The following is a 19,836-nucleotide window of genomic DNA, read 5'->3' as shown; positions in this document are numbered from 1 at the left end:
ACCGCACAGAACTGCCCCCGGCCGAAGCAGCGGCCGGGGGCAGTTCTACTCTGGGTGCGCACAATCCGTACGAAACGAGCAACAGGAGCCGGCGGATGGATCACAGCGGGCACGGCATGAACATGGATCTGCCGCCGTTCACGCTGGGGCGTGGCCTTGAATGGTCGGCCGACCCCTTCTTCCTCGTCGGGTGCCTGCTGGCGCTCGCCCTGTACGGCTACGGGGTGGTGCGGCTGGCCCGGCGCGGTGACGCGTGGCCGGTGTCCCGGACGATCTCGTTCGTCGTGGGCGTGCTCACCATCGGCCTGGTGATGTGCACCAAACTCAACGACTACGGCATGGTCATGTTCAGCGTGCACATGGTGCAGCACATGGTCATCAGCATGCTGTCGCCGATCCTGCTCCTGATGGGCGCCCCGATCACCCTCGCGCTGCGGGCGCTTCCGGTGTCCGCGAAGCGCGGCAGCAAGGGCCCGCGCGAGGTACTCCTGTGGCTGCTGCACAGCCGCTACATGCGGATCATCACGCACGCGGCGTTCACGATCCCGCTGTTCATCGCGAGCCTGTACGCGCTCTATTTCACGCCGCTCTTCGACTTCCTCATGGGGTCCAAGGTCGGCCACCTCGCGATGATGGTGCACTTCCTCGCGGTGGGCCTGGTGTTCTTCTGGCCGATCATGGGCGTGGACCCGGGCCCGCACCGGCCCGGCTATGTGATGCGGATGCTGGAGCTGTTCGCGGGCATGCCGTTCCACGCCTTCTTCGGGATCGCGCTGATGATGGCGTCGACGACGATGGTCGGCACGTTCGAGAATCCGCCCGCCTCACTGGGCATCGATCCGCTCGCCGATCAGACGGCGGCGGGCGGCATCGCCTGGGCGTTCAGCGAGGTGCCCTCGGTCCTGGTGCTGCTCGCCCTGCTCTTCCAGTGGAAGAAGTCGGACGACCGGCAGGCGCGCCGCAAGGACCGCGCCGCGGACCGGGACGGCGACAAGGAACTGGCGGCGTACAACGCCTATCTGGCCTCCCTCAACGCGCGCGGTCAGTAGCGCCACCTCGCGCGTGGCAGTAGCGCCACTACCCCGTTACGGGTGAATATGGCCTCCTGGTCGCGGTCGGACATGTCCGACTGCCGGGAGGAGGGTGTGTGATGCCCGGTTCCACGAAGACGATGGGTGCGTTCACCGTGGGCGGCCTGGTGGCCGTGACCGCCTACACGGTGGCGCTCGGCAGCAACGGGTGGCTGTGGTTCGGCTGGGTGGTGCTCGGCCTGCTCACTGTGGCGATGGTGGCGTCCCGCAGCAGCTGACGGCGGGACGGCCGAAGACTCCAGGGGCCCCGGGTTCCAAGGACCCCTCCGGGGTTCAGAAGCGGAAGACGTAGCCCGTCGAGGCTTCCATCGTGCAGGCGTTGCCGAAGGTCTTGTGCCAGGCGATCGCCTTGCCGCGGTACGTGCCGGTGGCCTCGACCGTCACCGGGTCGTACACCTGGGTGCACATCTGCTGCTCGACCGGCAGCGCGTCCAGGTCGCCACCGGCCGCTTCGAGGGCCGCGCAGGCCTCGGCGGCGTGCGGGTGCTCCCCCGAGGGCCGCGGCACACAGTTCAAGTGGACACCCCGGACCCAGGTGTTCTCGGCGCCGGAGACGGTCAGGAACAGCTCTCGCGGCTGCTCGGGCCCGGTGGTCACGGCGCTTGCGGCCGGGGCGGCCGCGGCCAGGGACAGGAACGCGGCAGCGGCCACGTAGACGGAACGCATACGGAATACCTCCGGTGCTGGGACGTCAGGGTGGGAACAGAGCACCCGCCGGGGCCACCGCCGCCAAGCGGACGCGCCGATCAGGCCCCGGACAAGGCCCGATCGGGCTCTCGCGCCGACGCCGACGATTGGTTACTGTGCGCAAGCACGCGACGGCACAAGCGGAGCTCAAGCGGTCCAAGTGGTCTGTGGGGGAAGGCGATCGGGATGTTCTACCGGCTGCTCAAGTACGTGATTCTCGGGCCGCTGCTGCGGCTGCTCTTCCGGCCCCGGATCGAGGGCCTGGAGCACATACCGGAATCCGGCGCCGCGATCGTCGCGGGCAATCATCTGTCGTTCGCCGATCACTTCCTGATGCCCGCGATCATCAAGCGGCGGATCACGTTCCTGGCCAAGGCCGAGTACTTCACCGGGCCCGGACTCAAGGGCCGGTTCACCGCCGCGTTCTTCCGCAGCGCGGGCCAGATCCCGGTCGACCGCTCGGGCAAGGAAGCCGGGCAGGCGGCGATCCGGGAGGGCCTCGGGGTGCTGCGCCGCGGGGAGCTGCTCGGCATCTACCCGGAGGGCACGCGCTCGCACGACGGGCGTCTGTACAAGGGCAAGGTCGGCGTCGCCGCGATGGCGCTCAAGGCGGGGGCGCCGGTGGTGCCGTGCGCGATGATCGGCACGTTCGAGGCGCAGCCGCCCGGCCAGGTGATCCCGACGATGCGCCGGGTGACGATCCGGTTCGGCAAGCCGATCGACTTCTCGCGCTACGCCGGGATGGACGGCGAGAAGGCGATCCTGCGGGCGGCCACCGACGAGATCATGTACGCGATCCTGGAGCTGTCCGGGCAGGAGTACGTCGACAAGTACGCGGCGCTCGTGAAGGCGGAGGCCGAGGAGGAGAAGGCCCGGAAGTTCCCGCGGCTGCCGCTGAGTTGACCACTCCCCCGCCGACCTCCTGGGTTCCGCGCTCTGCGCTGAGCAGATTCCGGGGTCCGGGCGGCCCCCGCCGACGTACGGTCCGGTCATGAAGAAGGCATTGGTGATCGGTGCGGCAGGGCAGATCGGGCGGCCCACGGTGCGGGCGCTCGCGGAGGACGGCTGGGAGGTGACGGCGGCCTCGCGCGGTGGCGGGCGGGACGCGGGATGGCCCGACGGCGTGCGGGCGGTGCGGCTCGACCGGGAGGACGACGCGGCGCTCGCGGAGCTGGTCGGGGGCGGCGTCGACCTCGTCGTCGACCTGGTGGCCTTCACCCGGGAGCACGGACGGCAGCTCGCGGGCCTCGCGGGCCGGATCGGTTCGGCGGTGGTGATCTCCAGCGGCGCCGTCTACGAGGACGACGAAGGGCGCAGCTTCGACACGCAGGGCGAGCCGGACGGCTGGCCGCGCTACGACGGCCCCGTGAAGGAGACCGACCGCACGCTCGCGCCGGGCGACGCGACGTACGGGACGCGCAAAGTGCAGCTGGAGCGGGATCTGCTGGCGCTCGGTGACGCGCTGCCGACGACCCTGCTGCGGGCGTCCGCGGTGCACGGACCGTACTGCCGCACGCCGCGCGAGCTGTACTTCGTGAAGCGGAACCTCGACGGGCGCCGCAGACGCGTGCTCGCGTTCGACGGGGAGAGCCGCTTCAACCCGGCGAGCTCCCGGAACCTGGCGGAGCTCGTACGGCTGGCCGCGGCGCGGCCGGGATCGCGGGTGCTCAACGGCGCCGACCCGGACTGCCCCACCGTCGCCGAGATCGGCACGATGATCGACGCGTTGATGGGCGTGGAGGCGGAGACCGTTCTCGTGCCGGGGCCGCCGCCGGCGCCGACCGTCGGGGACACTCCGTGGTCGCTGCCCCACCCATTCGTCTTCGACATGTCGGCCGCCGGGCGGGAGTTGGGGTACAAGCCGGTGACGACGTACGCCGACGCGCTCCCGGAGACGGTCGAGTGGCTGACCGCGCGGCTGCGGGAGCAGGACTGGGAGACCGGCTTCCCGAAGATGGTCGCGTCGTACACGACCGGTCTCTTCGACTACGCGGCCGAGGACGCCTGGCTGGCGTCATCGGTCGCGCAAAACTAGCGGATTACTACGGCTTGGGCGTGGCGTGCGGTGCGCATGTCACGTCCTTGCCGTCCGTCTTGCCGGTGAGCAGGTAGCCGTCGACCCGGTCGTTGATGCAGGGGTTGGTCAGACCGGTGACGCCGTGCGAGCCCGCGTCCTTCTCGGTGATCAGGCGGGAGCCCTTGAAGCGCTTGTGCAGCTCGACGGCGCCCTCGTACGGGGTGGCGGCGTCACGCGTGGACTGCACGATGAGGACCGGCGGCAGGCCCTTGCCGGTCTTCACGTCCAGCGGCGTCTGCTGCTTGGTCTTCCACGTGGCGCAGGGCAGGTTCATCCACGCGTTGGCCCACGTCATGAACGGGTACTGCTTGTGGAGCGCCGTGTTGTCCTTGTCCCACTTCGACCAGCTGGTGGGCCACTTGGCGTCGGCGCACTCGACGGCGGTGTAGACCGCGTTGCTGTTCTCCGATGCGGCGTTGCCCGCGGTGTCCGACATGTCGGGGGCGGCGGCGTCGACCAGGGCCTGGGTGTCGCCGGCGACGTACTTGCTCCAGGTCTGCGCGACCGGGACCCACGAGGAGTCGTAGTACGGCGCGCTCTGGAAGAAGGCGATCAGCTCGGCCGGGCCGAGGACCCCACCGATGGGGCTCTTCTTCGCGGCGGCGCGCAGGGTCTCCCACTGCTGCTGGACCTTGGCGCGGGTGTCGCCGAGGTGGAAGGTGGCGTCGTTCTTGGCGACCCAGTCCTGCCAGTCCTTCCAGCGGCCCTCGAAGGCGATGTCCTGGTTCAGGTTCGCCTGGTACCAGATGTTGCTCTTGGCCGGGTTGACGACGCTGTCGACGATCATGCGGCGGACGTGGCCCGGGAAGAGCGTGCCGTAGACGGCGCCCAGGTAGGTGCCGTAGGAGACGCCGAGGTAGTTGAGCTTCTTGTCGCCGAGGGCGGCACGGATGACGTCGAGGTCGCGCGCGGTGTTCGGCGTCGTCATCTGCGGCAGCATCTCGCCGCTCTTCTCGTAGCAGCCGTCCGCGTACTCCTTGGCGAGCTTGCGCTGGGCGAGCTTGTCCGCCTCGGAGCCGGGGACCGGGTCGGCCTTGGGCGCCTTGACGTACTCCTGCGGGTCGACGCAGGAGATCGGCGCGGAGTGGCCGACGCCGCGCGGGTCGAAGCCGACGAAGTCGTAGGCCTTCGCCATCTTGGCGTAGATCGGGTTCTTGGTGGTCACACGCGTCGGGAAGCGCATGCCGGAGCCGCCCGGACCGCCCGGGTTGTAGACGAGGGAGCCCTGGCGCTCGTCCTTGGTGCCGGTGTTGCCGATGCGGTCCACGGCGAGCTTGATCTGCTTGCCGTTCGGCTTGGTGTAGTCGAGCGGCACGCTGACCCAACCGCACTGGATGGGCTTGGCGAAGCCCCAGTCGGCGGGACAGTCCTTCCAGTCGACGCCGGCCTTCGCGGCCTTGGCGGCGGCGTAGGCCGCGCCGCGCGCCTGGCGGTCGGCGGTGCTGCTGCCGGACTTGGGTGCGTCGGCCTGCGCGACGGGGGCGGTGACCGCGCCCGCTATCAGCGCCGCCGCGGCGAACGCGCCCGCGGAGCCGATCACCGCCTTTCGGCTGCCGCGCGCTGTCTGTCTGGTCCGTCTCAAGTGAGGCCTCCCGCACATCGATTCGATCCGTACGTCGATCGTGTTGCTGATCGGTACGCGGATCCTGACGCGTGCGGGGCCCCTGGCAACAGAGACAGCGGGCGTTCTTTACCAATCCGATAAACGGTATAACTCGCCCCGGTGAGCGGTTCAGGCCAGTCGGCTCAGCGCTTCGTCGAGCGTCCGGCGCAGCAGCAGGGCGTCCGGCGCGACCGCTGTGACCAGCACGGCGGGGCCCGCGAGCGGCGTGAGCGCGGCCGTTCCGGCCTCGTCGAGGAGGGCGGCGGACGGCTTGTCGATCTCGAACTCCGGGCGTACGACGACGAGTTGGCCGAGGGTGCGGTGGCCGGCGAGGACGGCGGGGCCGTCCCAGCCGCCGGGCGCGCCCGGGCCGCAGGCCACTTCCTGGTCGAGCAGCGGGCGCCCGGCCCGGTACACGGTCAGCCGACTGGTGAGCCGGCCCGGCTCCTCGGCCACACGCCCGAGCACCTGCTCCTCGCGGAGCACGAGCCGCGCGCCCGGCGCGAGATCGGCGCGCGTCGTCACCCGCAGATCGCTCCCGCCCGCGGAGATCAACTGCTCCGGAAGCCAGTCGAGTCGGGCCCCGTCGGCGACGTCGAGCCGTACGTCGTAACGGGCCTCGCCCTTGTTCTGCCCCGGCAGGGCGATGGTCGCGGCGATGGAGCCCACATGCAGATGAGCCCCCTCGTCGGCGCGCGCCGCCACGGTGAGGTGGTCGCCGCCGAGCGGACCGCTCATGGCGCCGACGAGCATGACGCGGGCCTCGCCGGTGCTCGCGCCGCGCGTGCGGCGCAGCGCGAACGAGCCCTCACCCTCCATCACGGGCAGCGCGGTGCCGCCCCGCCCGTCGCCGCGCGCGACGATCCGGGCGGTGGACCTGACGCCCGCGCTCACGCGGTCCACGCGGCGAGCCGCTCCCGCGCCCAGGCAGCGACGTCCCCGACGCCCACCTCGGAGCGCAGGGACTGCAGCACGACGGGGAGTTCGGCCCGCGCCTCCTTGGCGTCGGCCTCCATCCGCGCCAGGTCGGAGCCGACGTACGGGGCGAGGTCGGTCTTGTTGATGACGAGCAGGTCGGCGGTGGTGACGCCGGGCCCGCCCTTGCGCGGGATGTCGTCGCCGCCCGCGACGTCGATCACGAAGATCTGCGCGTCGATGAGGCCCTTGGAGAAGGTGGCGGTGAGGTTGTCGCCGCCGGACTCGATGAGGATCAGGTCGAGCGGGCCGACCTCGTCCTCCAGGTCCTCGACGGCCTCCAGGTTCGCGGAGATGTCGTCACGGATCGCGGTGTGCGGGCAGGCGCCCGTCTCCACGGCGGTGATCCGCTCGGGCGGCAGCACGGCCTCGCGCAGCAGGAACGCGGCGTCCTCACGCGTGTAGATGTCGTTCGTGACGACGGCGAGCGAGAGCTCCTCGCGCAGCGCGCGGCACAGCGCGGCGACGGTCGCGGTCTTCCCCGAACCGACGGGCCCGCCGAGCCCGATCCGCAGCGCCCGCCGGGTTCCGTCGGGCCGGTGCGCGTCGGCGGAAACGGCGGAGGCTTCGTCGTGAGTGTGTCCAAGGTGCATGGTGATACACGGCTCCAATCTGTTCCGGTCGGCATTTCCAGCCCGTCCGGCGTTTGAGGACAAGGGGGTCCGGGGGCGAAGCCCCCGGGGGTCGGGAATGGGAAGGGGCGGCGGGGGCGACTGCGCTAGGACGCGAACAGCCGCACAGGCCAGGCCGCATGCGCCTCCGCACCGATCTCCAGCAACGGCGCCGACCCCGCAGGAAGCGCGTCGACCCCAAGATCGACCACCCGCCGCGCCGCCTCCACGGCATCCGCGACCACCCGATCGACCTCCGGCGCGAGCCGCGCCAACACCCCGGTCGCGTCGAACGGATCGAGGCTCAGCAACCGCACCACGGCGGTCGCGGCCCCACCCACCCCTTCGTACGCGGAGCAGTACGCGGCATCCTCCGCCCCGAGCCCAGCCGCCCTCGCGGCGAGCCCGAGCACCACGGGCTGATGCGCCCCCTTGGGGAACTGCCGCGCCAGGGCGTCGAGTTCAGGGTGCGGCCAGGTGGCACGCGCGGCCCGCATCATCTGCCGCCCGAGCTTGCGCGCGACGACCCGCAGCGCGACCGACGGCGTACGCGCGTCGGCGGCCTCGTCGAGCGTGCCGGGGTCGATGCCGAGCGCGGCGGCAGCGGCCAACGAAGCGGAAACGACCCCGCTGGTGTGCAGCCGCCCCCGGCAGAACGCCTCCAGGCTCGCCGCGTCGGTGATGCGGCCCGCCTTGACCGCGGCCTCCGCCCCACCGGAGTGGGCATGCCCTCCGGCGGGGAAGCGGCCGTCGGCCAGGACAAGCAGTGCGGCACGGGTCATGACGTACGCACCCGCCCCTCACGCACCGTACGTACCCGGCCGATACGGACCCGCATCAGAACAGGAAGTACCGCTGCGCGAGCGGCAGTTCGGCGGCCGGGGCGGGCTCGACGAGCTCACCGTCGATGGTCACGGCGAACGAGTCGGCGGCGACCTCGACGCGCGGCAGGGCGTCGTTGTTGACCATGTCGGACTTGCCGCGGCCACGAGTGGAGTGGATCGGCACGAACGACCGTCCGAGCCCGAGCCGCTCCGGCAGTCCGTCCTCGATCGCCCACTCGCTGGTGAAGTTGACCGAGTTGGCCTGGGGCGCCTTGCCGTACGCGCCGTACATCGGGCGCGGAAGGACCGGCTGCGGCGTGGGGATGGAGGCGTTGGCGTCGCCCATCTGCGCGTACGCGATCTGTCCGCCCTTGACGACGAGTTGGGGCTTCACGCCGAAGAACTTCGGGTCCCAGAGCACCAGGTCGGCGAGCTTGCCGGACTCCACGGAGCCGACCTCGTGGTCGATGCCCTGCGAAACGGCCGCGTTGATCGTGTACTTGGCGACGTAGCGGCGGGCGCGCGCGTTGTCGGCGCGGGTGTCGCCGGGCAGGAAGCCGCGGCGGCGCTTCATCACGTGCGCCGTCTGCCAGGTCCGCATGATGACCTCGCCGACCCGGCCCATGGCCTGGGAGTCCGAGGACATGATCGAGATGGCGCCGAGGTCGTGCAGGATGTCCTCGGCCGCGATGGTGGTGGGCCGGATGCGGGACTCGGCGAAGGCCAGGTCCTCGGGAACCGCCGGGTTGAGGTGGTGGCAGACCATCAGCATGTCGAGGTGCTCCTCGACGGTGTTGACGGTGTGCGGCCGCGTCGGGTTGGTGGACGACGGCAGCATGTTGGGCAGCGACACCGCGGTGATCATGTCGGGCGCGTGCCCGCCGCCCGCGCCCTCGACATGGAAGGCGTGAAGTGTCCGCCCGGCGACCGCGTCGAAGGTGTCCTGGACGAAGCCGGCTTCGTTCAACGTGTCGGAGTGGACGGCGAGTTGGACGCCGGACTCCTCGCAGATGTCGAGACAGGCGTCGATCACGGCCGGGGTCGCGCCCCAGTCCTCGTGGATCTTGAAGCCGATGGCACCGCCGCGCAGCTGGGCGCGCATCGAGTCCTTCGACATGGTGTTGCCCTTGCCGAGGAAGCCGATGTTGACCGGGCTGTTCTCCATCGCCGCGAACATCCGGGCGAGGTGCCAGGAGCCGGGGGTGATGGTGGTCGCCTTGGAGCCCTCCGCGGGACCCGTGCCGCCACCGACCAGCGTGGTGACGCCGGAGGCGAGGGCCTCGTCGAACTGGGTCGGCGAGATGAAGTGGATGTGGGTGTCGATGCCGCCGGCGGTGACGATCTTGCCGTTGCCCGCGATGATTTCGGTGTCGGGGCCGAGGACGAGGTCGGGGTGGACGCCGTCCATGGTGTCCGGGTTGCCGGACTTTCCGATCGCCGTGATGCGGCCGTCGCGGATGCCGATGTCGGCCTTGACGACGCCCCAGTGGTCGATGATCACGGCGCCGGTGATGACCGTGTCCGGGGTGCCGTCGGCGCGGGTGGCGCGCGACTGGCCCATGGACTCGCGGATGACCTTGCCGCCGCCGAAGACGGACTCGTCGCCGGAGAGGCCGGGGCCGCCGGAGCGGTCCTCCTCGATCTCGACGAGCAGGTCGGTGTCGGCGAGCCGGATCCGGTCGCCGGTGGTGGGGCCGAACAGATCGGCGTAGGCGGCACGGGACAGCTCAGGCATCGAGGGCACCTCCGGTCTCGCCGCGCAGGCCGGTGACGATGCGATCGCCTGCGAGGGTTACGAGTTCGACGTCGACGGGGATGCCGGGTTCGAAGCGAACGGCGGTGCCCGCGGCGATGTTCAGCCGCTTGCCGCGGGCGGCGGCGCGGTCGAAGTCGAGGCCGGGGTTGGCCTCGTAGAAGTGGTAGTGGGAGCCCACCTGGATGGGACGGTCGGCGGCATTGAGCACCGTCATACGTATGACGTCGCGGCCCTCGTTGTATGCGACCGGCTCGTCGGCGAAGAGGATTTCTCCGGGAATCATGACTGTCGCTCCCCCGTCAGACGATCGGCTCATGGACGGTCACGAGCTTGGTGCCGTCCGGGAACGTCGCCTCGACCTGCACGTCATGGATCATCTCGGGGATGCCGTCCATGACGTCGTCACGGGTGAGCAACTTGCGTCCGGAGGCCATGAGTTCGGCCACCGTGCGCCCGTCCCGGGCACCTTCGAGAATGTGCGAGGTGATCAGCGCGACCGCCTCGGGATGATTGAGCTTGAGACCCCGGGCCCGACGCTTCTCGGCGACGTCGGATGCCACATGGATGAGCAGTCTTTCCTGCTCGTGCGGGGTCAGTTGCACGATCCACCTCACAGTCCTTCATGCCGGACCGTGCGGGCCCGGCTGCCGCGGCCACCGCGACGGGTCTAGATGTAACACACAACAAAGGCGCACATCTGTGCGGACCCTGCCGCGAAAAGCGGCCGATGACCTGGGGCTGGAGGGTAATTCAACGGAGTTTCAACGGCGTTAACCGACGCTTGACCGTCTCATTGCTGAACGCCGACCTCACTACCTCATCTCGGGGCCGCGGTGCTCGGCGGCAATACCGAACCTTTGCTGTTCGCCGGGAGCGGACGTCAGGGTGCCAATTCGTGACACAGACGTGACCACCGGCTCATCCACGACATCTCCGGCAGGGGCCCCCATCGCCTCGAGTCGCTCCAGGTCGGCGGCCGAGACCAGGGCGACGAGCGGCTTGCCGTGCCGAGTGACGACCACTCGCTCGCTGCCGTACACGACGCGGTTGATCAGGTCGGCGAGCTCAGCCCTGGCTTGCGTCACCGGAATCTCGTAGGCCATGCTCACCATCGTACGTCATGTACGTCCTGTACATTTTTGGAGAAGCAGGTCCTGAAGCAGCGTCTCGAGGAGGCACCATGACCCGTCCGTCCGGCCGCTACGTCCTGCCCGAGTTCACCGAGCGCACCAGCTCGGGGAGCCGCACCCTCGACCCGTATTCGAAGCTCCTGGAGGAGCGCATCGTCTTCCTCGGCACGCCGATCGACGACGTCTCCGCGAATGATGTGATGGCGCAGTTCATGCACCTCGAGTACCTGGCGCCCGACCAGGACATCTCCCTGTACATCAACTCCCCGGGCGGCTCGTTCAGTGCGATGACCGCGCTCTACGACACGATGCAGTTCGTCAGTTGCGACGTGGCGACGACCTGCCTGGGCCAGTGCTCGTCCGTGGCCGCGGTGCTGCTCGCGGCGGGGGCGCAGGGGAAGCGGACGACGCTGCCCGGAGCGCGCGTGGTGATCGACCAGCCCTCGCTGCCCGAGCCGGCCCAGGGCCAGCCGAGCGACCTGGAGATCTACGCGAGCGAACTCACGCGCATGCGCGACCAGTTGGAGGAGCTGCTCGCCGAGCACAGCGGGCGCTCCAAGGAGCAGGTCGGCGCGGACATCGAGCGGGACACCGTACTGACGGCCCAACAGGCCCTCGAATACGGCCTGGTGGACCACGTCGTGGAGAGCCGGACCGGCTCGCTGCGCTCCCCCGGCGCGAGGTGATCGGCCGATGTATCCGCCCGAGCTTCCGCCGCTGCCCGCGATGACCCGCGCCGAGTGCGAGCTCGTGGACCGCTACCTGGAGGTGGTCGACCTCATCGCGCGGATCAACCCGGCCCGGGGCGATGACACCTACAGCGGGCTGCGCGCGGCGCAGGCGCTGGTGAGCCGGGCGGTGGAGCTGCGGGACGCGCTGAACCTGATGCACCAGAGGGGCGAGAGCCGGGTGCACGCGAGCACGCTGGCGCGGGCGCTGCGCGTCCTGGACGGGGAGCGGCGCACCAATCGGGTCACGTTGCCGTCAGAAACGGTCGGTTGACGCCGGGGACCGCTCACCGAGAATCCCGAACCGCCACACCGCGACCCAAACGACCCGTACGGGGTACCCCGTACGGCCCAGCGCCCCGTACGCAAACGAGCCCGGCAAAGTTGCGTACGGACCGTAGGCCGCTGCCGGAATCCGACGTTCCGCCGCTGGTACGGGGCTCGTCGGGTCTCGGCGTACGGGGACGAAAGCCGCACCGTCCACCCGAACAGGCCAAGCGTGACGAGGCTCACTTACCGCCGGTTCACCTCGGTTTTCGCCCGTGCCGTGCGTGAAGATCCGTTGCGACGACAAGCCCCCGCCGCCGCGGCGGGGCGGTCCGCACGGACGCCGAGTCCTGCCGCCGTGCGGATGCCAGGTCGACAGGAGTGCATCGGCAGGAGTGGAGGACCCGAGCACGACGGGCCCCCGCCGCGCCTCGTCAGAGGCCGCGCCGGACGGTCCTTGGGGTGAAGCCGCAGCACGCGGCCGGGCAACTTCGCCACCCGAACCCGACAGGTCATCCTTCACAGGCGGCTGACGAAGGGTTGCGCATGACTGCGCTGAATCGTGTTCCGTCGCTGCTGACCCGGGCGGGTACCGCTTCCGCCCTCTCCATCGCCGTCGCCGGCGCGGGACTCATGGTCCCCGGCGCCGCTTCCGACGCATCAGCGGCCACGGCATCCGTCAAGGCACTGCACGTCGCCGCGTCCAAGAAGGGTGCACCGTACAAGTGGGGCGCCGCCGGGCCGCACCGGTTCGACTGCTCGGGCCTCACGCTCTACTCGTTCAAGCGGGCGGGCAAGAAGCTGCCGCGCACCGCGGCCCAGCAGTACAACAAGAGCCGACACATCTCGAGGTCCAGTCGTACACGAGGTGACCTGGTGTTCTTCCGCTCCGGCCGGAGCATCTACCACGTCGGCATCTACGCCGGAAAGGGCCGCATCTGGCACTCCCCGAAGACCGGGGCCAAGGTGCGCCTCGAGCGGATCTGGACGAACAGCGTGCTGTACGGCCGGGTGCGGTGAGCCGCCGCGCTCGCGCTTGAGCGTGCCGCGAGCGGATACTCGTAAGGGATGGACGAGCGCAACGAGACGCCGTTGGAGCGCGCCGATCGGAACTTCGGAGAACTCCTTCAGGAGCTCCGGGTCATCCAGACCGGCGTGCAGTTCCTGTTCGCGTTCTTGTTGACCCTTGCGTTCACCTCGCGCTTTCCGGCGCTCGACACGGTCCAACGGGCCACGTATGTCACGACGTTGCTTCTCACGGTCATCGCGGCCGCGCTGTTCACGGCGCCGGCCGCGGTGCACCGGGTGCTCTTCCAACTGGGCGCGAAGCGGCTGATCGTGCAGGTGTCCGCGCGGCTCGCCGCGTACGGGATGGTGGCGCTGGTGCTGGCGCTGAGCGGGTCCGTGCTGCTCGTGGTCGATGTGACGGTCGGCAGGGGCGGCGGGATCGCGGCCGGCGCCGGGACGTTCTGCGTCTGTACGGGCCTGTGGGGGTTGCTGCCGTGGCTGCTGCGGCGGGCGGTCCTCAGGCGGGACGGCTGACCGGGACCACCCAGGGCAGCGTGATCAACACCGTCTTGCCGCCCTCGGGGGTCGGTCGCACGGTCAGCGTGCCGCCGCACTCCGCGGTGAGACAGCGGATGATGACCATGCCCCGGCCGTTGTCCTGCTGGACCGCGGCGGGCAGCCGCTTGGGGTAGCGGGGGTGGCTGTCGGTGACGCCGATGCGCAGCTCCTCGTCGCGCTCCAGCTCCATGTCGACGGTGAACGTGGGTGACTGCCCGCGCGTGTGCTGCACCGCGTTCGTCGCGAGCTCGGACACGATCAGACGGATGGTGTCCGCCGCGTCGGTACCCGACGCCATGCCCCAGTCCCCGAGGATGGTGGCGACATACCTGCGGGCGGCCGAGACCGAGGCGGGATCGCTCGGCAGGGTGACGGATGCTTCCTGGTGGTCTGCCATGGCGACGTGTCCCTTTCCCGCCGAGGTGGCTCGTCCGGCCGCGCGGATCACTCGCGTGCGGCCCCCGGCAACTGCTTCGCGCCAGATTGCCACTTGGACGTCCCACTGTGGTGCCGATCCCCCAAGATATGCATATATCTGTCGCTCGATGCGGTGAACTCTGCGACGGTGGACAGCATTTGGGCCGCGGCCCGCTCCGTCCTCTACCGTCGGCTCAGACACGCGCCCCGCGCGGGCCGGGAGGGAGTCCGGCCGGGTGGCGCGAGGAGCCCGAGGAGTCCTCCATGAAATACGGTCCCGCGGTACGCCGCCGCAAGCTCGGTGCCGAATTGCGGACGCTGCGCGTCCAGGCCGGCCTCACGAGCGGGGAGGCGGCCAGGCTCGTCGGCTGGCACCAGTCGAAGGTGAGCAGGATCGAGACAGGGCGCAGCGGCGTGAAGCCTTCGGACGTGCTGCGGCTGCTCGACGCCTTCGAGGCCCGCGATCCCCGACTGCGCGAGCTGGTGGTCGCACTGGCCGGCGGGGACGGGCCGGGCGGGCAGCACTGGTGGCACGCGTACCGGAGTCTGCTGCCGCCCGCGTACCGCGATTTCATCAGCCTCGAGTCCCAGGCGTGCCGCATCAGGACCCTGGAGACGAGCGTCGTACCGGGGCTGCTGCAGACACCGGAGTACGCGCACGCGGTGACACGTTCGGTATTGAACGGGGCGTCGGACCAGCACATCAACGCGCTGGTGGATGTGCGGCTCGCGCGCCAGGACGTGCTGCGCGCCGAGCCGCCGCTGCGGCTCACCGCCGTGCTCGACGAGGCGGTGCTGCGCAGGGAGGTGGGCGGGAACGGAGTGCTGCGACGGCAGTTGACGCATCTGGCCGAGGCGGCGGCAATGCCACATGTCCGGATCCATGTGCTTCCGTTCTCGTCCGGTGGCCATATCGGCTTGACGGGACCTTTCGTTGTGTTCTCATTTCCGAACACATCTGATCTGGATGTGGTTGTTCTCGACCATTTGACGAGTAGCCTCTACCTTGAGCGGAAAGAAGACCTCGAGGCGTACACGGACGCCTTCGACGCTCTTCTGCTCCATGCCAGATCACCCGAGGATTCACTGGAATTCATCGCAGCGATTGCCGGGTAAGCGAGGACGCCGACACCTCGTCGTGCGCCGGCATCGCGTGAGGAGGCATCATGGCCATTGCCCGCAGCACGTCGCTGATCGGCGTCCGATGGCGGCGCAGCAGCCGCAGCACCGGCGCCAACAACTGCGTGGAGACGGCCCCGTTGGGGACGGGCGCGACGGCCGGTCTGCTGGCCGTACGCGACTCCAAGCGCACGACGGGGCCCGCGCTCCTGTTCACGTCCACGACATGGCGGGCGTTCGTCAACTCCCTGCGGTAGCTGCTCCGTTGGGTGCGGTGCGGCTGATCACCCGGACGGCCTCCGCGACCTCGGTCTCCGTGAGGTCGGCGCGGGCGGTCAGCCGCAGCCGCGCGATGCCGTCGGGCACGGAAGGCGGCCTGAAGCACCCCACCGAGAGCCCCGCGTCCCGGCAGTCCGCCGCCCAGCGCACCGCCGCGTCGGGCGAGGGTGCGCGCACGGATACGACCGCGGCGTCGGGGCGTACGGCCAACAGGCCCTCGCCCCTGAGCAGTTGATGCAGTGACGTCGCTACGTGCCGTGCGTGCGCGGCGCGTTCGGGCTCGCGGCGCAACAGTCGCAGCGCCGCGAGGGCCGATCCGCACGCGGCCGGGGCGAGGCCCGTGTCGAAGATGAAGGTGCGGGCCGCGTTGACGAGATGGTCGATGACGTGGGCCGGGCCGAGGACCGCGCCGCCCTGACTGCCGAGGGACTTGGACAGGGTGACGGTGGCTACGGTGTCGGCGGCGCCCGCGAGTCCCGCCGCGTGCGGGACGCCGCGCCCGCCGTGACCCACGACACCGAGCCCGTGCGCGTCGTCAAAGATCAGTCCCGCCCCGAACTCCCTCGCAGACTCGGCCAGTTCGGCGACCGGCGCCCGGTCGCCGTCCACCGAGAAGACCGAGTCGGTGACGACGACGGCCGGCCCATCATGCGTGCCGAGCGCCTTGCGGACGGCTGCCGGATCCGCGTGCGGGGCAACCTGCGTGGCGCCGCGGGCGAGGCGGCACCCGTCGATCAGCGAGGCGTGGTTGCCCGCGTCGGACACGATCAGTGAGCCGTGCGGGGCGAGCGCGGTGACGGCGGCGAGGTTCGCCGCGTACCCGGAGGAGAACACGAGGGCCGCCTCGAAACCGCAGAACTCGGCCAGTTCCCGCTCCAGTTCGGCGTGCAGTTCGGTGCTGCCCGTCACCAGACGGGACCCGGTGGCCCCGCCGCCCCACCGGCGCGCGGCCCCGGCCGCTCCCTCGACGACCTCGGGGTGCCTGGCGAGCCCCAGGTAGTCATTGCTCGCGAGGTCGAGCACCGGGCTGTCCGCGGGGCGCGGGCGCAGCGTGCGGACGAGTCCCGCGTCCTCGCGGGCGCGCCGCTGTGCGTCGATCCAGCCGAACGCGGGTGTGTGGGGCGTGACCATGAGTCCCTCTGCGAGTCCGGCAATGGGTGAGCGGTGCCGTGAATGGGCGAGCCGTGCTTTGTAGGTGCCGTGCTTTGTAGGTAATGCACAGACACTAGCGCCCGCGCCACTCGGGCAGGATGTGGCAATACCCACACGACGTACGCCGTCCTTTGTAGGGAGTCTCCTTTCCCCAGGGCCACGGGATAGGTAAGGATCAGGGCCCATGGACCTGCTGAACACGCTGGTGGACAAGGGGCTTCGGCGCGAACTGCCGAGCCGTGAAGAGGCGCTCGCGGTACTCGCGACGTCGGACGACGAACTGCTCGACGTGGTGGCCGCGGCCGACAAGGTGCGCCGCCAATGGTTCGGGCGGCGCGTGAAACTCAACTATCTGGTGAACCTCAAGTCGGGCCTGTGTCCGGAGGACTGCTCGTACTGCTCGCAACGCCTCGGTTCGAAGGCGGAGATCCTCAAGTACACGTGGCTGAAGCCCGACGAGGCCTCGAAGGCGGCGGCCGCCGGCGTCGCGGGCGGCGCCAAGCGGGTGTGCCTGGTGGCGAGCGGGCGCGGACCGACGGACAAGGACGTGGACCGGGTCGCGCGGACCATCGACGCGATCAAGTCCGAGAACGAGGGCGTGGAGGTGTGCGCCTGCCTCGGCCTGCTCGACGACGGACAGGCGGAGCGGCTGCGCGGCGCGGGGGCGGACGCGTACAACCACAACCTCAACACCTCCGAGGCGACGTACGGCGACATCACCACGACGCACACGTACGCGGACCGCGTCGACACCGTGAAGAAGGCGCACGAGGCGGGCCTCTCCGCGTGCTCCGGCCTGATCGCGGGCATGGGCGAGCGCGACGAGGACCTGGTCGACGTCGTCTACGGGCTGCGCGAACTCGACCCCGATTCGGTGCCGGTGAACTTCCTGATCCCGTTCGAGGGGACGCCGCTGGCCAAGGAGTGGAACCTGACGCCGCAGCGGTGTCTGCGGATCCTGGCCATGGTGCGGTTCGTGTGCCCGGACGTGGAGGTGCGGATCGCGGGCGGCCGCGAGGTGCACCTGCGGTCGATGCAGCCGCTCGCGCTGCACATCGCCAACTCCATTTTCCTGGGTGACTACTTGACGAGCGAGGGCCAGGCGGGGAAGACCGACCTGGACATGATCGCCGACGCGGGGTTCGAGGTGGAGGGCACGGAGCAGGTGACACTGCCCGAGCACCGGGCCGTGGGTGGCTGCGGTTCGACCTGCGCCCCTTCACCGGAGACCGGAACTTCATCGGAGACCGGGACCGAGGCCGCCACCGGGGCCGAGGGGGCGCGCACCGATCTCGTCGCCGTACGCCGCCGGGGTGCGGGGACGGATCTGGCGCCCAATGCCTGAACTGAACCTGGACGAACTGCTCGACCTGGACCGGCGGCACGTCTGGCACCCGTACGGTCCGATGCCCGGCACACAGCAGCCCCTGGTCGTCGAGTCGGCGGCCGGGGTGCGGCTGCGGGTCGCGGGGCACGGCGAGCTGGTGGACGGGATGTCTTCGTGGTGGTCGGCGATCCACGGCTACGGCCACCCGGTGCTCGACGAGGCGGCGCGCGGGCAGTTGGGGCGGATGAGCCATGTGATGTTCGGCGGTCTGACGCACGAGCCGGCGGTACGGCTCGTGGAACGCCTTGTCGACATGTCACCGGAGGGCCTTGAGCACGTCTTCCTCGCCGATTCGGGGTCCGTGTCGGTCGAGGTCGCCCTGAAGATGTGTCTGCAGTACTGGCGTTCCCTGGGCCGGCCGGAGAAGCGGCGCATGCTGACGTGGCGCGGTGGCTACCACGGTGACACCTGGCAGCCGATGTCCGTGTGCGACCCGGAGGGCGGGATGCACGGGCTGTGGGCGGGTGTGCTTCAGGAGCAGATCTTCGTCGACGAACCGCCGAGCGGCTTCGACGCGTACGAGGAGTCGTACGCGGAGCAGTTGCGGGAGGCGATCGGCCGGCACGCGCACGAGGTGGCGGCCGTGATCGTGGAGCCGGTGGTGCAGGGCGCGGGCGGGATGCGGTTCCACTCCCCCGCGTATCTGCGGATGCTGCGGGAGGCGTGCGACGCGCACGACGTGCTGCTGGTGTTCGACGAGATCGCCACGGGGTTCGGGCGGACCGGGGAGCTGTTCGCGGCCGGGCACGCGGGGGTGTCGCCCGATGTGATGTGCGTCGGGAAGGCGTTGACCGGTGGCTATCTGACGATGGCGGCGACGCTGTGCACATCGCGGGTCGCCGAGGGGATCTCGCGGGGCGAGGTGCCGGTGCTCGCGCACGGGCCGACGTTCATGGGCAACCCGCTGGCGTCGGCGATCGCGTGCGCGTCGATCGATCTGCTGCTTGAACAGGACTGGCGCGGTGAGGTGAAGCGGATCGAGGCGGGGCTCAGTGACGCCCTGTCAGAGGCACGCGGGGTGGCCGGAGTTCGGGATGTGCGCGTACTCGGCGCCATCGGTGTCGTCCAGCTCGACCGCGAGGTCGACATGGCGGCCGCGACGCGGGCGGCCGTCGCGGAGGGTGTGTGGCTGCGGCCGTTCCGGGACCTCGTCTACACGATGCCGCCGTACGTCACGAGCGACGAGGACGTGGCACGGATCGGTCGTGCGGTGTGCGCGGTCGCCGCGGCCGCGTCGCGGGAAGGGTGAGCGCCGAGATGGGTGTGCTGGTGGTGACCGGGACCGGGACCGAGGTGGGCAAGACCGTCACGACGGCCGCGCTCGCGGCGGTCGCGGCACGGGCCTGCCGTTCGGTGGCCGTGCTCAAACCGGCGCAGACGGGCGTGGCGCCCGGGGAGCCGGGGGACGTGGACGAGGTGCTGCGGCTCGCGGGGAACGCGGTGACGGGGGTCGAGCTGGCGCGGTATCCGGAGCCCCTCGCGCCGGGGACGGCGGCGGCGCGGGCCGGGCTCGCGCCGGTGCGGCCGCGGCAAGTCGCCGACGCCGTGGAGAAGTTGGCGGCGTCGCACGATCTCGTTCTGGTGGAGGGGGCGGGCGGTCTGCTCGTGCGCTTCGACGAGGAGGGTGCGACGTTGGCGGATGTGGCGGGGCTGCTGGGGGCGCCGGTGCTCGTGGTCGCGGCGGCGGGGCTCGGGACGTTGAACTCCGTGCAGTTGACGGGGGAGGCCTTGCGCGCGCGTGACCTGCACCAGGCGGGCGTCGTCATCGGCAGCTGGCCCCACGATCCGGGGCTCGCGGAGCGCTGCAATGTGGCGGATCTGCCGGTGGCGGCGGGGGCGGAGCTGCTGGGCGCGGTGCCGGAGGGAGCCGGGGCGCTGCCCTCCGGGGAGTTCCGGGCGCGAGCGGAGAGGTGGCTGGCGCCGTCGTTGGGCGGGGCGTGGGACGGGCACCTTGTGACCTAGGGCCTGCCGTTTGGATCAGGCCGGGCTCGGGGCCGGGGTTTCGTTGCGCAAATCAAGCCCCGCCGGCGTTTGAGGCGCGGGGTGCCGGGGGGGGCCCCCGGGGGGGGGGGGGGGCCCCGGCCCCCCCCCCCCCCCCCCCCCCCCGCCGGCCCCCCCCCCCCCCCCACCCCCTAGGCGCCCGTAATGAGTCTAGGGCTTGAAAGAC

At 70.6% G+C, this 19,836-nt stretch carries 24 protein-coding genes; 13 read left to right on the top strand and 11 right to left on the bottom strand.

Going from position 1 to position 19,836, the window contains the following annotated elements; genetic code table 11:
- Positions 1 to 95: 95 nt before the first annotated feature.
- Both ACIRHA_RS00620 and ACIRHA_RS00615 read left to right on the top strand, forming a co-directional pair.
- Positions 96 to 1,049: a cytochrome c oxidase assembly protein gene (locus ACIRHA_RS00620; protein ID WP_403838300.1), complete on the top strand. Its 954-nt coding sequence runs from the start codon at positions 96 to 98 to the stop codon at positions 1,047 to 1,049.
- A gap of 101 nt (positions 1,050 to 1,150) precedes the next feature.
- Positions 1,151 to 1,309 carry a hypothetical protein gene (locus ACIRHA_RS00615; RefSeq protein ID WP_326020160.1) on the top strand — a complete coding sequence of 53 codons (159 nt, stop codon included), beginning with the start codon at positions 1,151 to 1,153 and terminating at the stop codon, positions 1,307 to 1,309.
- A gap of 55 nt (positions 1,310 to 1,364) precedes the next feature.
- Here ACIRHA_RS00615 and ACIRHA_RS00610 read toward each other — a convergent pair whose 3' ends face one another.
- Positions 1,365 to 1,757, bottom strand: coding sequence for an SSI family serine proteinase inhibitor (locus ACIRHA_RS00610; protein ID WP_403838298.1), 393 nt, complete (start codon positions 1,755 to 1,757; stop codon positions 1,365 to 1,367).
- Positions 1,758 to 1,964: 207 nt separating this feature from the next.
- On the opposite strand from ACIRHA_RS00610, the gene ACIRHA_RS00605 reads away from it, so the two are divergent.
- A complete protein-coding gene (locus tag ACIRHA_RS00605; RefSeq protein ID WP_403838296.1) occupies positions 1,965 to 2,681 on the top strand; it encodes a lysophospholipid acyltransferase family protein in 717 nt (238 codons plus the stop codon).
- Between the two features lie 88 nt (positions 2,682 to 2,769).
- Positions 2,770 to 3,813, top strand: a complete 1,044-nt coding sequence (locus tag ACIRHA_RS00600) for an NAD-dependent epimerase/dehydratase family protein (RefSeq protein WP_403838294.1) — start codon at positions 2,770 to 2,772, stop codon at positions 3,811 to 3,813.
- A gap of 7 nt (positions 3,814 to 3,820) precedes the next feature.
- Here ACIRHA_RS00600 and ACIRHA_RS00595 read toward each other — a convergent pair whose 3' ends face one another.
- The 8 genes from ACIRHA_RS00595 to ACIRHA_RS00560 form a co-directional block, all read right to left on the bottom strand.
- Positions 3,821 to 5,455: an alpha/beta hydrolase gene (locus ACIRHA_RS00595; protein WP_403838292.1), complete on the bottom strand. Its 1,635-nt coding sequence runs from the start codon at positions 5,453 to 5,455 to the stop codon at positions 3,821 to 3,823.
- Between the two features lie 132 nt (positions 5,456 to 5,587).
- Positions 5,588 to 6,361 carry an urease accessory protein UreD gene (locus tag ACIRHA_RS00590; RefSeq protein WP_403838290.1) on the bottom strand — a complete coding sequence of 258 codons (774 nt, stop codon included), beginning with the start codon at positions 6,359 to 6,361 and terminating at the stop codon, positions 5,588 to 5,590.
- Positions 6,349 to 7,026 (bottom strand): urease accessory protein UreG, encoded by a 678-nt coding sequence (ureG, locus tag ACIRHA_RS00585; RefSeq protein WP_399236108.1) that lies wholly within the window; start codon positions 7,024 to 7,026, stop codon positions 6,349 to 6,351. Before ureG ends, ACIRHA_RS00590 begins: the two co-directional genes overlap by 13 nt.
- A gap of 125 nt (positions 7,027 to 7,151) precedes the next feature.
- On the bottom strand, positions 7,152 to 7,826 hold the full coding sequence (locus ACIRHA_RS00580; RefSeq protein ID WP_403838288.1) for an urease accessory protein UreF: 675 nt from the start codon (positions 7,824 to 7,826) through the stop codon (positions 7,152 to 7,154).
- A gap of 55 nt (positions 7,827 to 7,881) precedes the next feature.
- Positions 7,882 to 9,603, bottom strand: coding sequence for an urease subunit alpha (locus ACIRHA_RS00575; RefSeq protein WP_403838286.1), 1,722 nt, complete (start codon positions 9,601 to 9,603; stop codon positions 7,882 to 7,884).
- The gene (locus ACIRHA_RS00570) at positions 9,596 to 9,907 is read right to left on the bottom strand and encodes an urease subunit beta (protein ID WP_403838284.1); all 312 of its coding nucleotides are present in this window, start codon (positions 9,905 to 9,907) and stop codon (positions 9,596 to 9,598) included. Before ACIRHA_RS00570 ends, ACIRHA_RS00575 begins: the two co-directional genes overlap by 8 nt.
- A gap of 16 nt (positions 9,908 to 9,923) precedes the next feature.
- Positions 9,924 to 10,226, bottom strand: coding sequence for an urease subunit gamma (locus ACIRHA_RS00565; protein WP_326020178.1), 303 nt, complete (start codon positions 10,224 to 10,226; stop codon positions 9,924 to 9,926).
- Between the two features lie 210 nt (positions 10,227 to 10,436).
- Positions 10,437 to 10,727, bottom strand: coding sequence for a type II toxin-antitoxin system Phd/YefM family antitoxin (locus ACIRHA_RS00560; protein WP_403838282.1), 291 nt, complete (start codon positions 10,725 to 10,727; stop codon positions 10,437 to 10,439).
- A gap of 77 nt (positions 10,728 to 10,804) precedes the next feature.
- Here ACIRHA_RS00560 and ACIRHA_RS00555 point away from each other — a divergent pair, with 77 nt between their 5' ends.
- From ACIRHA_RS00555 to ACIRHA_RS00540, 4 genes are all read left to right on the top strand, one after another.
- Entirely contained in the window at positions 10,805 to 11,440 is a 636-nt protein-coding gene (locus ACIRHA_RS00555; protein WP_403838280.1) for an ATP-dependent Clp protease proteolytic subunit, read from the top strand.
- 7 nt (positions 11,441 to 11,447) lie between these two features.
- Positions 11,448 to 11,756 carry a hypothetical protein gene (locus ACIRHA_RS00550; RefSeq protein ID WP_351331122.1) on the top strand — a complete coding sequence of 103 codons (309 nt, stop codon included), beginning with the start codon at positions 11,448 to 11,450 and terminating at the stop codon, positions 11,754 to 11,756.
- A 539-nt stretch (positions 11,757 to 12,295) separates the two neighbouring features.
- On the top strand, positions 12,296 to 12,769 hold the full coding sequence (locus ACIRHA_RS00545) for a C40 family peptidase (protein WP_403838278.1): 474 nt from the start codon (positions 12,296 to 12,298) through the stop codon (positions 12,767 to 12,769).
- Positions 12,770 to 12,817: 48 nt separating this feature from the next.
- On the top strand, positions 12,818 to 13,291 hold the full coding sequence (locus ACIRHA_RS00540; protein WP_403838276.1) for a DUF6328 family protein: 474 nt from the start codon (positions 12,818 to 12,820) through the stop codon (positions 13,289 to 13,291).
- On the opposite strand, the gene ACIRHA_RS00535 is transcribed toward ACIRHA_RS00540, so the two are convergent.
- Positions 13,275 to 13,712 (bottom strand): ATP-binding protein, encoded by a 438-nt coding sequence (locus tag ACIRHA_RS00535; protein WP_403838274.1) that lies wholly within the window; start codon positions 13,710 to 13,712, stop codon positions 13,275 to 13,277. The two genes, ACIRHA_RS00540 and ACIRHA_RS00535, sit on opposite strands and share 17 nt — an antisense overlap.
- Positions 13,713 to 13,996: 284 nt before the next feature.
- On the opposite strand from ACIRHA_RS00535, the gene ACIRHA_RS00530 reads away from it, so the two are divergent.
- The gene (locus tag ACIRHA_RS00530) at positions 13,997 to 14,848 is read left to right on the top strand and encodes a helix-turn-helix domain-containing protein (RefSeq protein ID WP_403838272.1); all 852 of its coding nucleotides are present in this window, start codon (positions 13,997 to 13,999) and stop codon (positions 14,846 to 14,848) included.
- Between the two features lie 50 nt (positions 14,849 to 14,898).
- The gene (locus tag ACIRHA_RS00525; protein ID WP_403838270.1) at positions 14,899 to 15,108 is read left to right on the top strand and encodes a DUF397 domain-containing protein; all 210 of its coding nucleotides are present in this window, start codon (positions 14,899 to 14,901) and stop codon (positions 15,106 to 15,108) included.
- Here the strand turns inward: ACIRHA_RS00525 and ACIRHA_RS00520 are convergent.
- Entirely contained in the window at positions 15,092 to 16,261 is a 1,170-nt protein-coding gene (locus ACIRHA_RS00520; RefSeq protein WP_403838268.1) for an 8-amino-7-oxononanoate synthase, read from the bottom strand. The two genes, ACIRHA_RS00525 and ACIRHA_RS00520, sit on opposite strands and share 17 nt — an antisense overlap.
- A gap of 205 nt (positions 16,262 to 16,466) precedes the next feature.
- Between ACIRHA_RS00520 and bioB the strand changes: the two genes are divergently transcribed.
- The 3 genes from bioB to bioD are packed head-to-tail and all read left to right on the top strand — an operon-like array spanning position 16,467 to position 19,631.
- Positions 16,467 to 17,627: a biotin synthase BioB gene (gene bioB, locus ACIRHA_RS00515; RefSeq protein ID WP_403838266.1), complete on the top strand. Its 1,161-nt coding sequence runs from the start codon at positions 16,467 to 16,469 to the stop codon at positions 17,625 to 17,627.
- Positions 17,620 to 18,918: an adenosylmethionine--8-amino-7-oxononanoate transaminase gene (locus ACIRHA_RS00510; RefSeq protein WP_403838264.1), complete on the top strand. Its 1,299-nt coding sequence runs from the start codon at positions 17,620 to 17,622 to the stop codon at positions 18,916 to 18,918. The genes bioB and ACIRHA_RS00510 overlap by 8 nt, the downstream gene beginning before the upstream one ends.
- 8 nt (positions 18,919 to 18,926) lie before the next feature.
- Positions 18,927 to 19,631: a dethiobiotin synthase gene (bioD, locus tag ACIRHA_RS00505; protein ID WP_403842035.1), complete on the top strand. Its 705-nt coding sequence runs from the start codon at positions 18,927 to 18,929 to the stop codon at positions 19,629 to 19,631.
- Positions 19,632 to 19,836 lie beyond the last annotated feature (205 nt).

The organism is Streptomyces sp. NPDC102360 (assembly GCF_044766085.1).
GTDB lineage: Bacteria > Actinomycetota > Actinomycetes > Streptomycetales > Streptomycetaceae > Streptomyces.
Note: the sequence above shows the minus strand (reverse complement) of the source record. Positions and strands in the feature narration are given on the sequence as shown.

Coding starts and splice junctions, on each gene's coding strand:
- ACIRHA_RS00620 (WP_403838300.1), top strand. CDS start 96: ATGGATCACAGCGGGCACGGCATGAACATGGATCTGCCGCCGTTCACG.
- ACIRHA_RS00615 (WP_326020160.1), top strand. CDS start 1,151: ATGCCCGGTTCCACGAAGACGATGGGTGCGTTCACCGTGGGCGGCCTG.
- ACIRHA_RS00610 (WP_403838298.1), bottom strand. CDS start 1,757: ATGCGTTCCGTCTACGTGGCCGCTGCCGCGTTCCTGTCCCTGGCCGCG.
- ACIRHA_RS00605 (WP_403838296.1), top strand. CDS start 1,965: ATGTTCTACCGGCTGCTCAAGTACGTGATTCTCGGGCCGCTGCTGCGG.
- ACIRHA_RS00600 (WP_403838294.1), top strand. CDS start 2,770: ATGAAGAAGGCATTGGTGATCGGTGCGGCAGGGCAGATCGGGCGGCCC.
- ACIRHA_RS00595 (WP_403838292.1), bottom strand. CDS start 5,455: ATGTGCGGGAGGCCTCACTTGAGACGGACCAGACAGACAGCGCGCGGC.
- ureG (WP_399236108.1), bottom strand. CDS start 7,026: ATGCACCTTGGACACACTCACGACGAAGCCTCCGCCGTTTCCGCCGAC.
- ACIRHA_RS00580 (WP_403838288.1), bottom strand. CDS start 7,826: ATGACCCGTGCCGCACTGCTTGTCCTGGCCGACGGCCGCTTCCCCGCC.
- ACIRHA_RS00575 (WP_403838286.1), bottom strand. CDS start 9,603: ATGCCTGAGCTGTCCCGTGCCGCCTACGCCGATCTGTTCGGCCCCACC.
- ACIRHA_RS00570 (WP_403838284.1), bottom strand. CDS start 9,907: ATGATTCCCGGAGAAATCCTCTTCGCCGACGAGCCGGTCGCATACAAC.
- ACIRHA_RS00560 (WP_403838282.1), bottom strand. CDS start 10,727: ATGGCCTACGAGATTCCGGTGACGCAAGCCAGGGCTGAGCTCGCCGAC.
- ACIRHA_RS00555 (WP_403838280.1), top strand. CDS start 10,805: ATGACCCGTCCGTCCGGCCGCTACGTCCTGCCCGAGTTCACCGAGCGC.
- ACIRHA_RS00550 (WP_351331122.1), top strand. CDS start 11,448: ATGTATCCGCCCGAGCTTCCGCCGCTGCCCGCGATGACCCGCGCCGAG.
- ACIRHA_RS00545 (WP_403838278.1), top strand. CDS start 12,296: ATGACTGCGCTGAATCGTGTTCCGTCGCTGCTGACCCGGGCGGGTACC.
- ACIRHA_RS00540 (WP_403838276.1), top strand. CDS start 12,818: ATGGACGAGCGCAACGAGACGCCGTTGGAGCGCGCCGATCGGAACTTC.
- ACIRHA_RS00535 (WP_403838274.1), bottom strand. CDS start 13,712: ATGGCAGACCACCAGGAAGCATCCGTCACCCTGCCGAGCGATCCCGCC.
- ACIRHA_RS00530 (WP_403838272.1), top strand. CDS start 13,997: ATGAAATACGGTCCCGCGGTACGCCGCCGCAAGCTCGGTGCCGAATTG.
- ACIRHA_RS00525 (WP_403838270.1), top strand. CDS start 14,899: ATGGCCATTGCCCGCAGCACGTCGCTGATCGGCGTCCGATGGCGGCGC.
- ACIRHA_RS00520 (WP_403838268.1), bottom strand. CDS start 16,261: ATGGTCACGCCCCACACACCCGCGTTCGGCTGGATCGACGCACAGCGG.
- bioB (WP_403838266.1), top strand. CDS start 16,467: ATGGACCTGCTGAACACGCTGGTGGACAAGGGGCTTCGGCGCGAACTG.
- ACIRHA_RS00510 (WP_403838264.1), top strand. CDS start 17,620: ATGCCTGAACTGAACCTGGACGAACTGCTCGACCTGGACCGGCGGCAC.
- bioD (WP_403842035.1), top strand. CDS start 18,927: ATGGGTGTGCTGGTGGTGACCGGGACCGGGACCGAGGTGGGCAAGACC.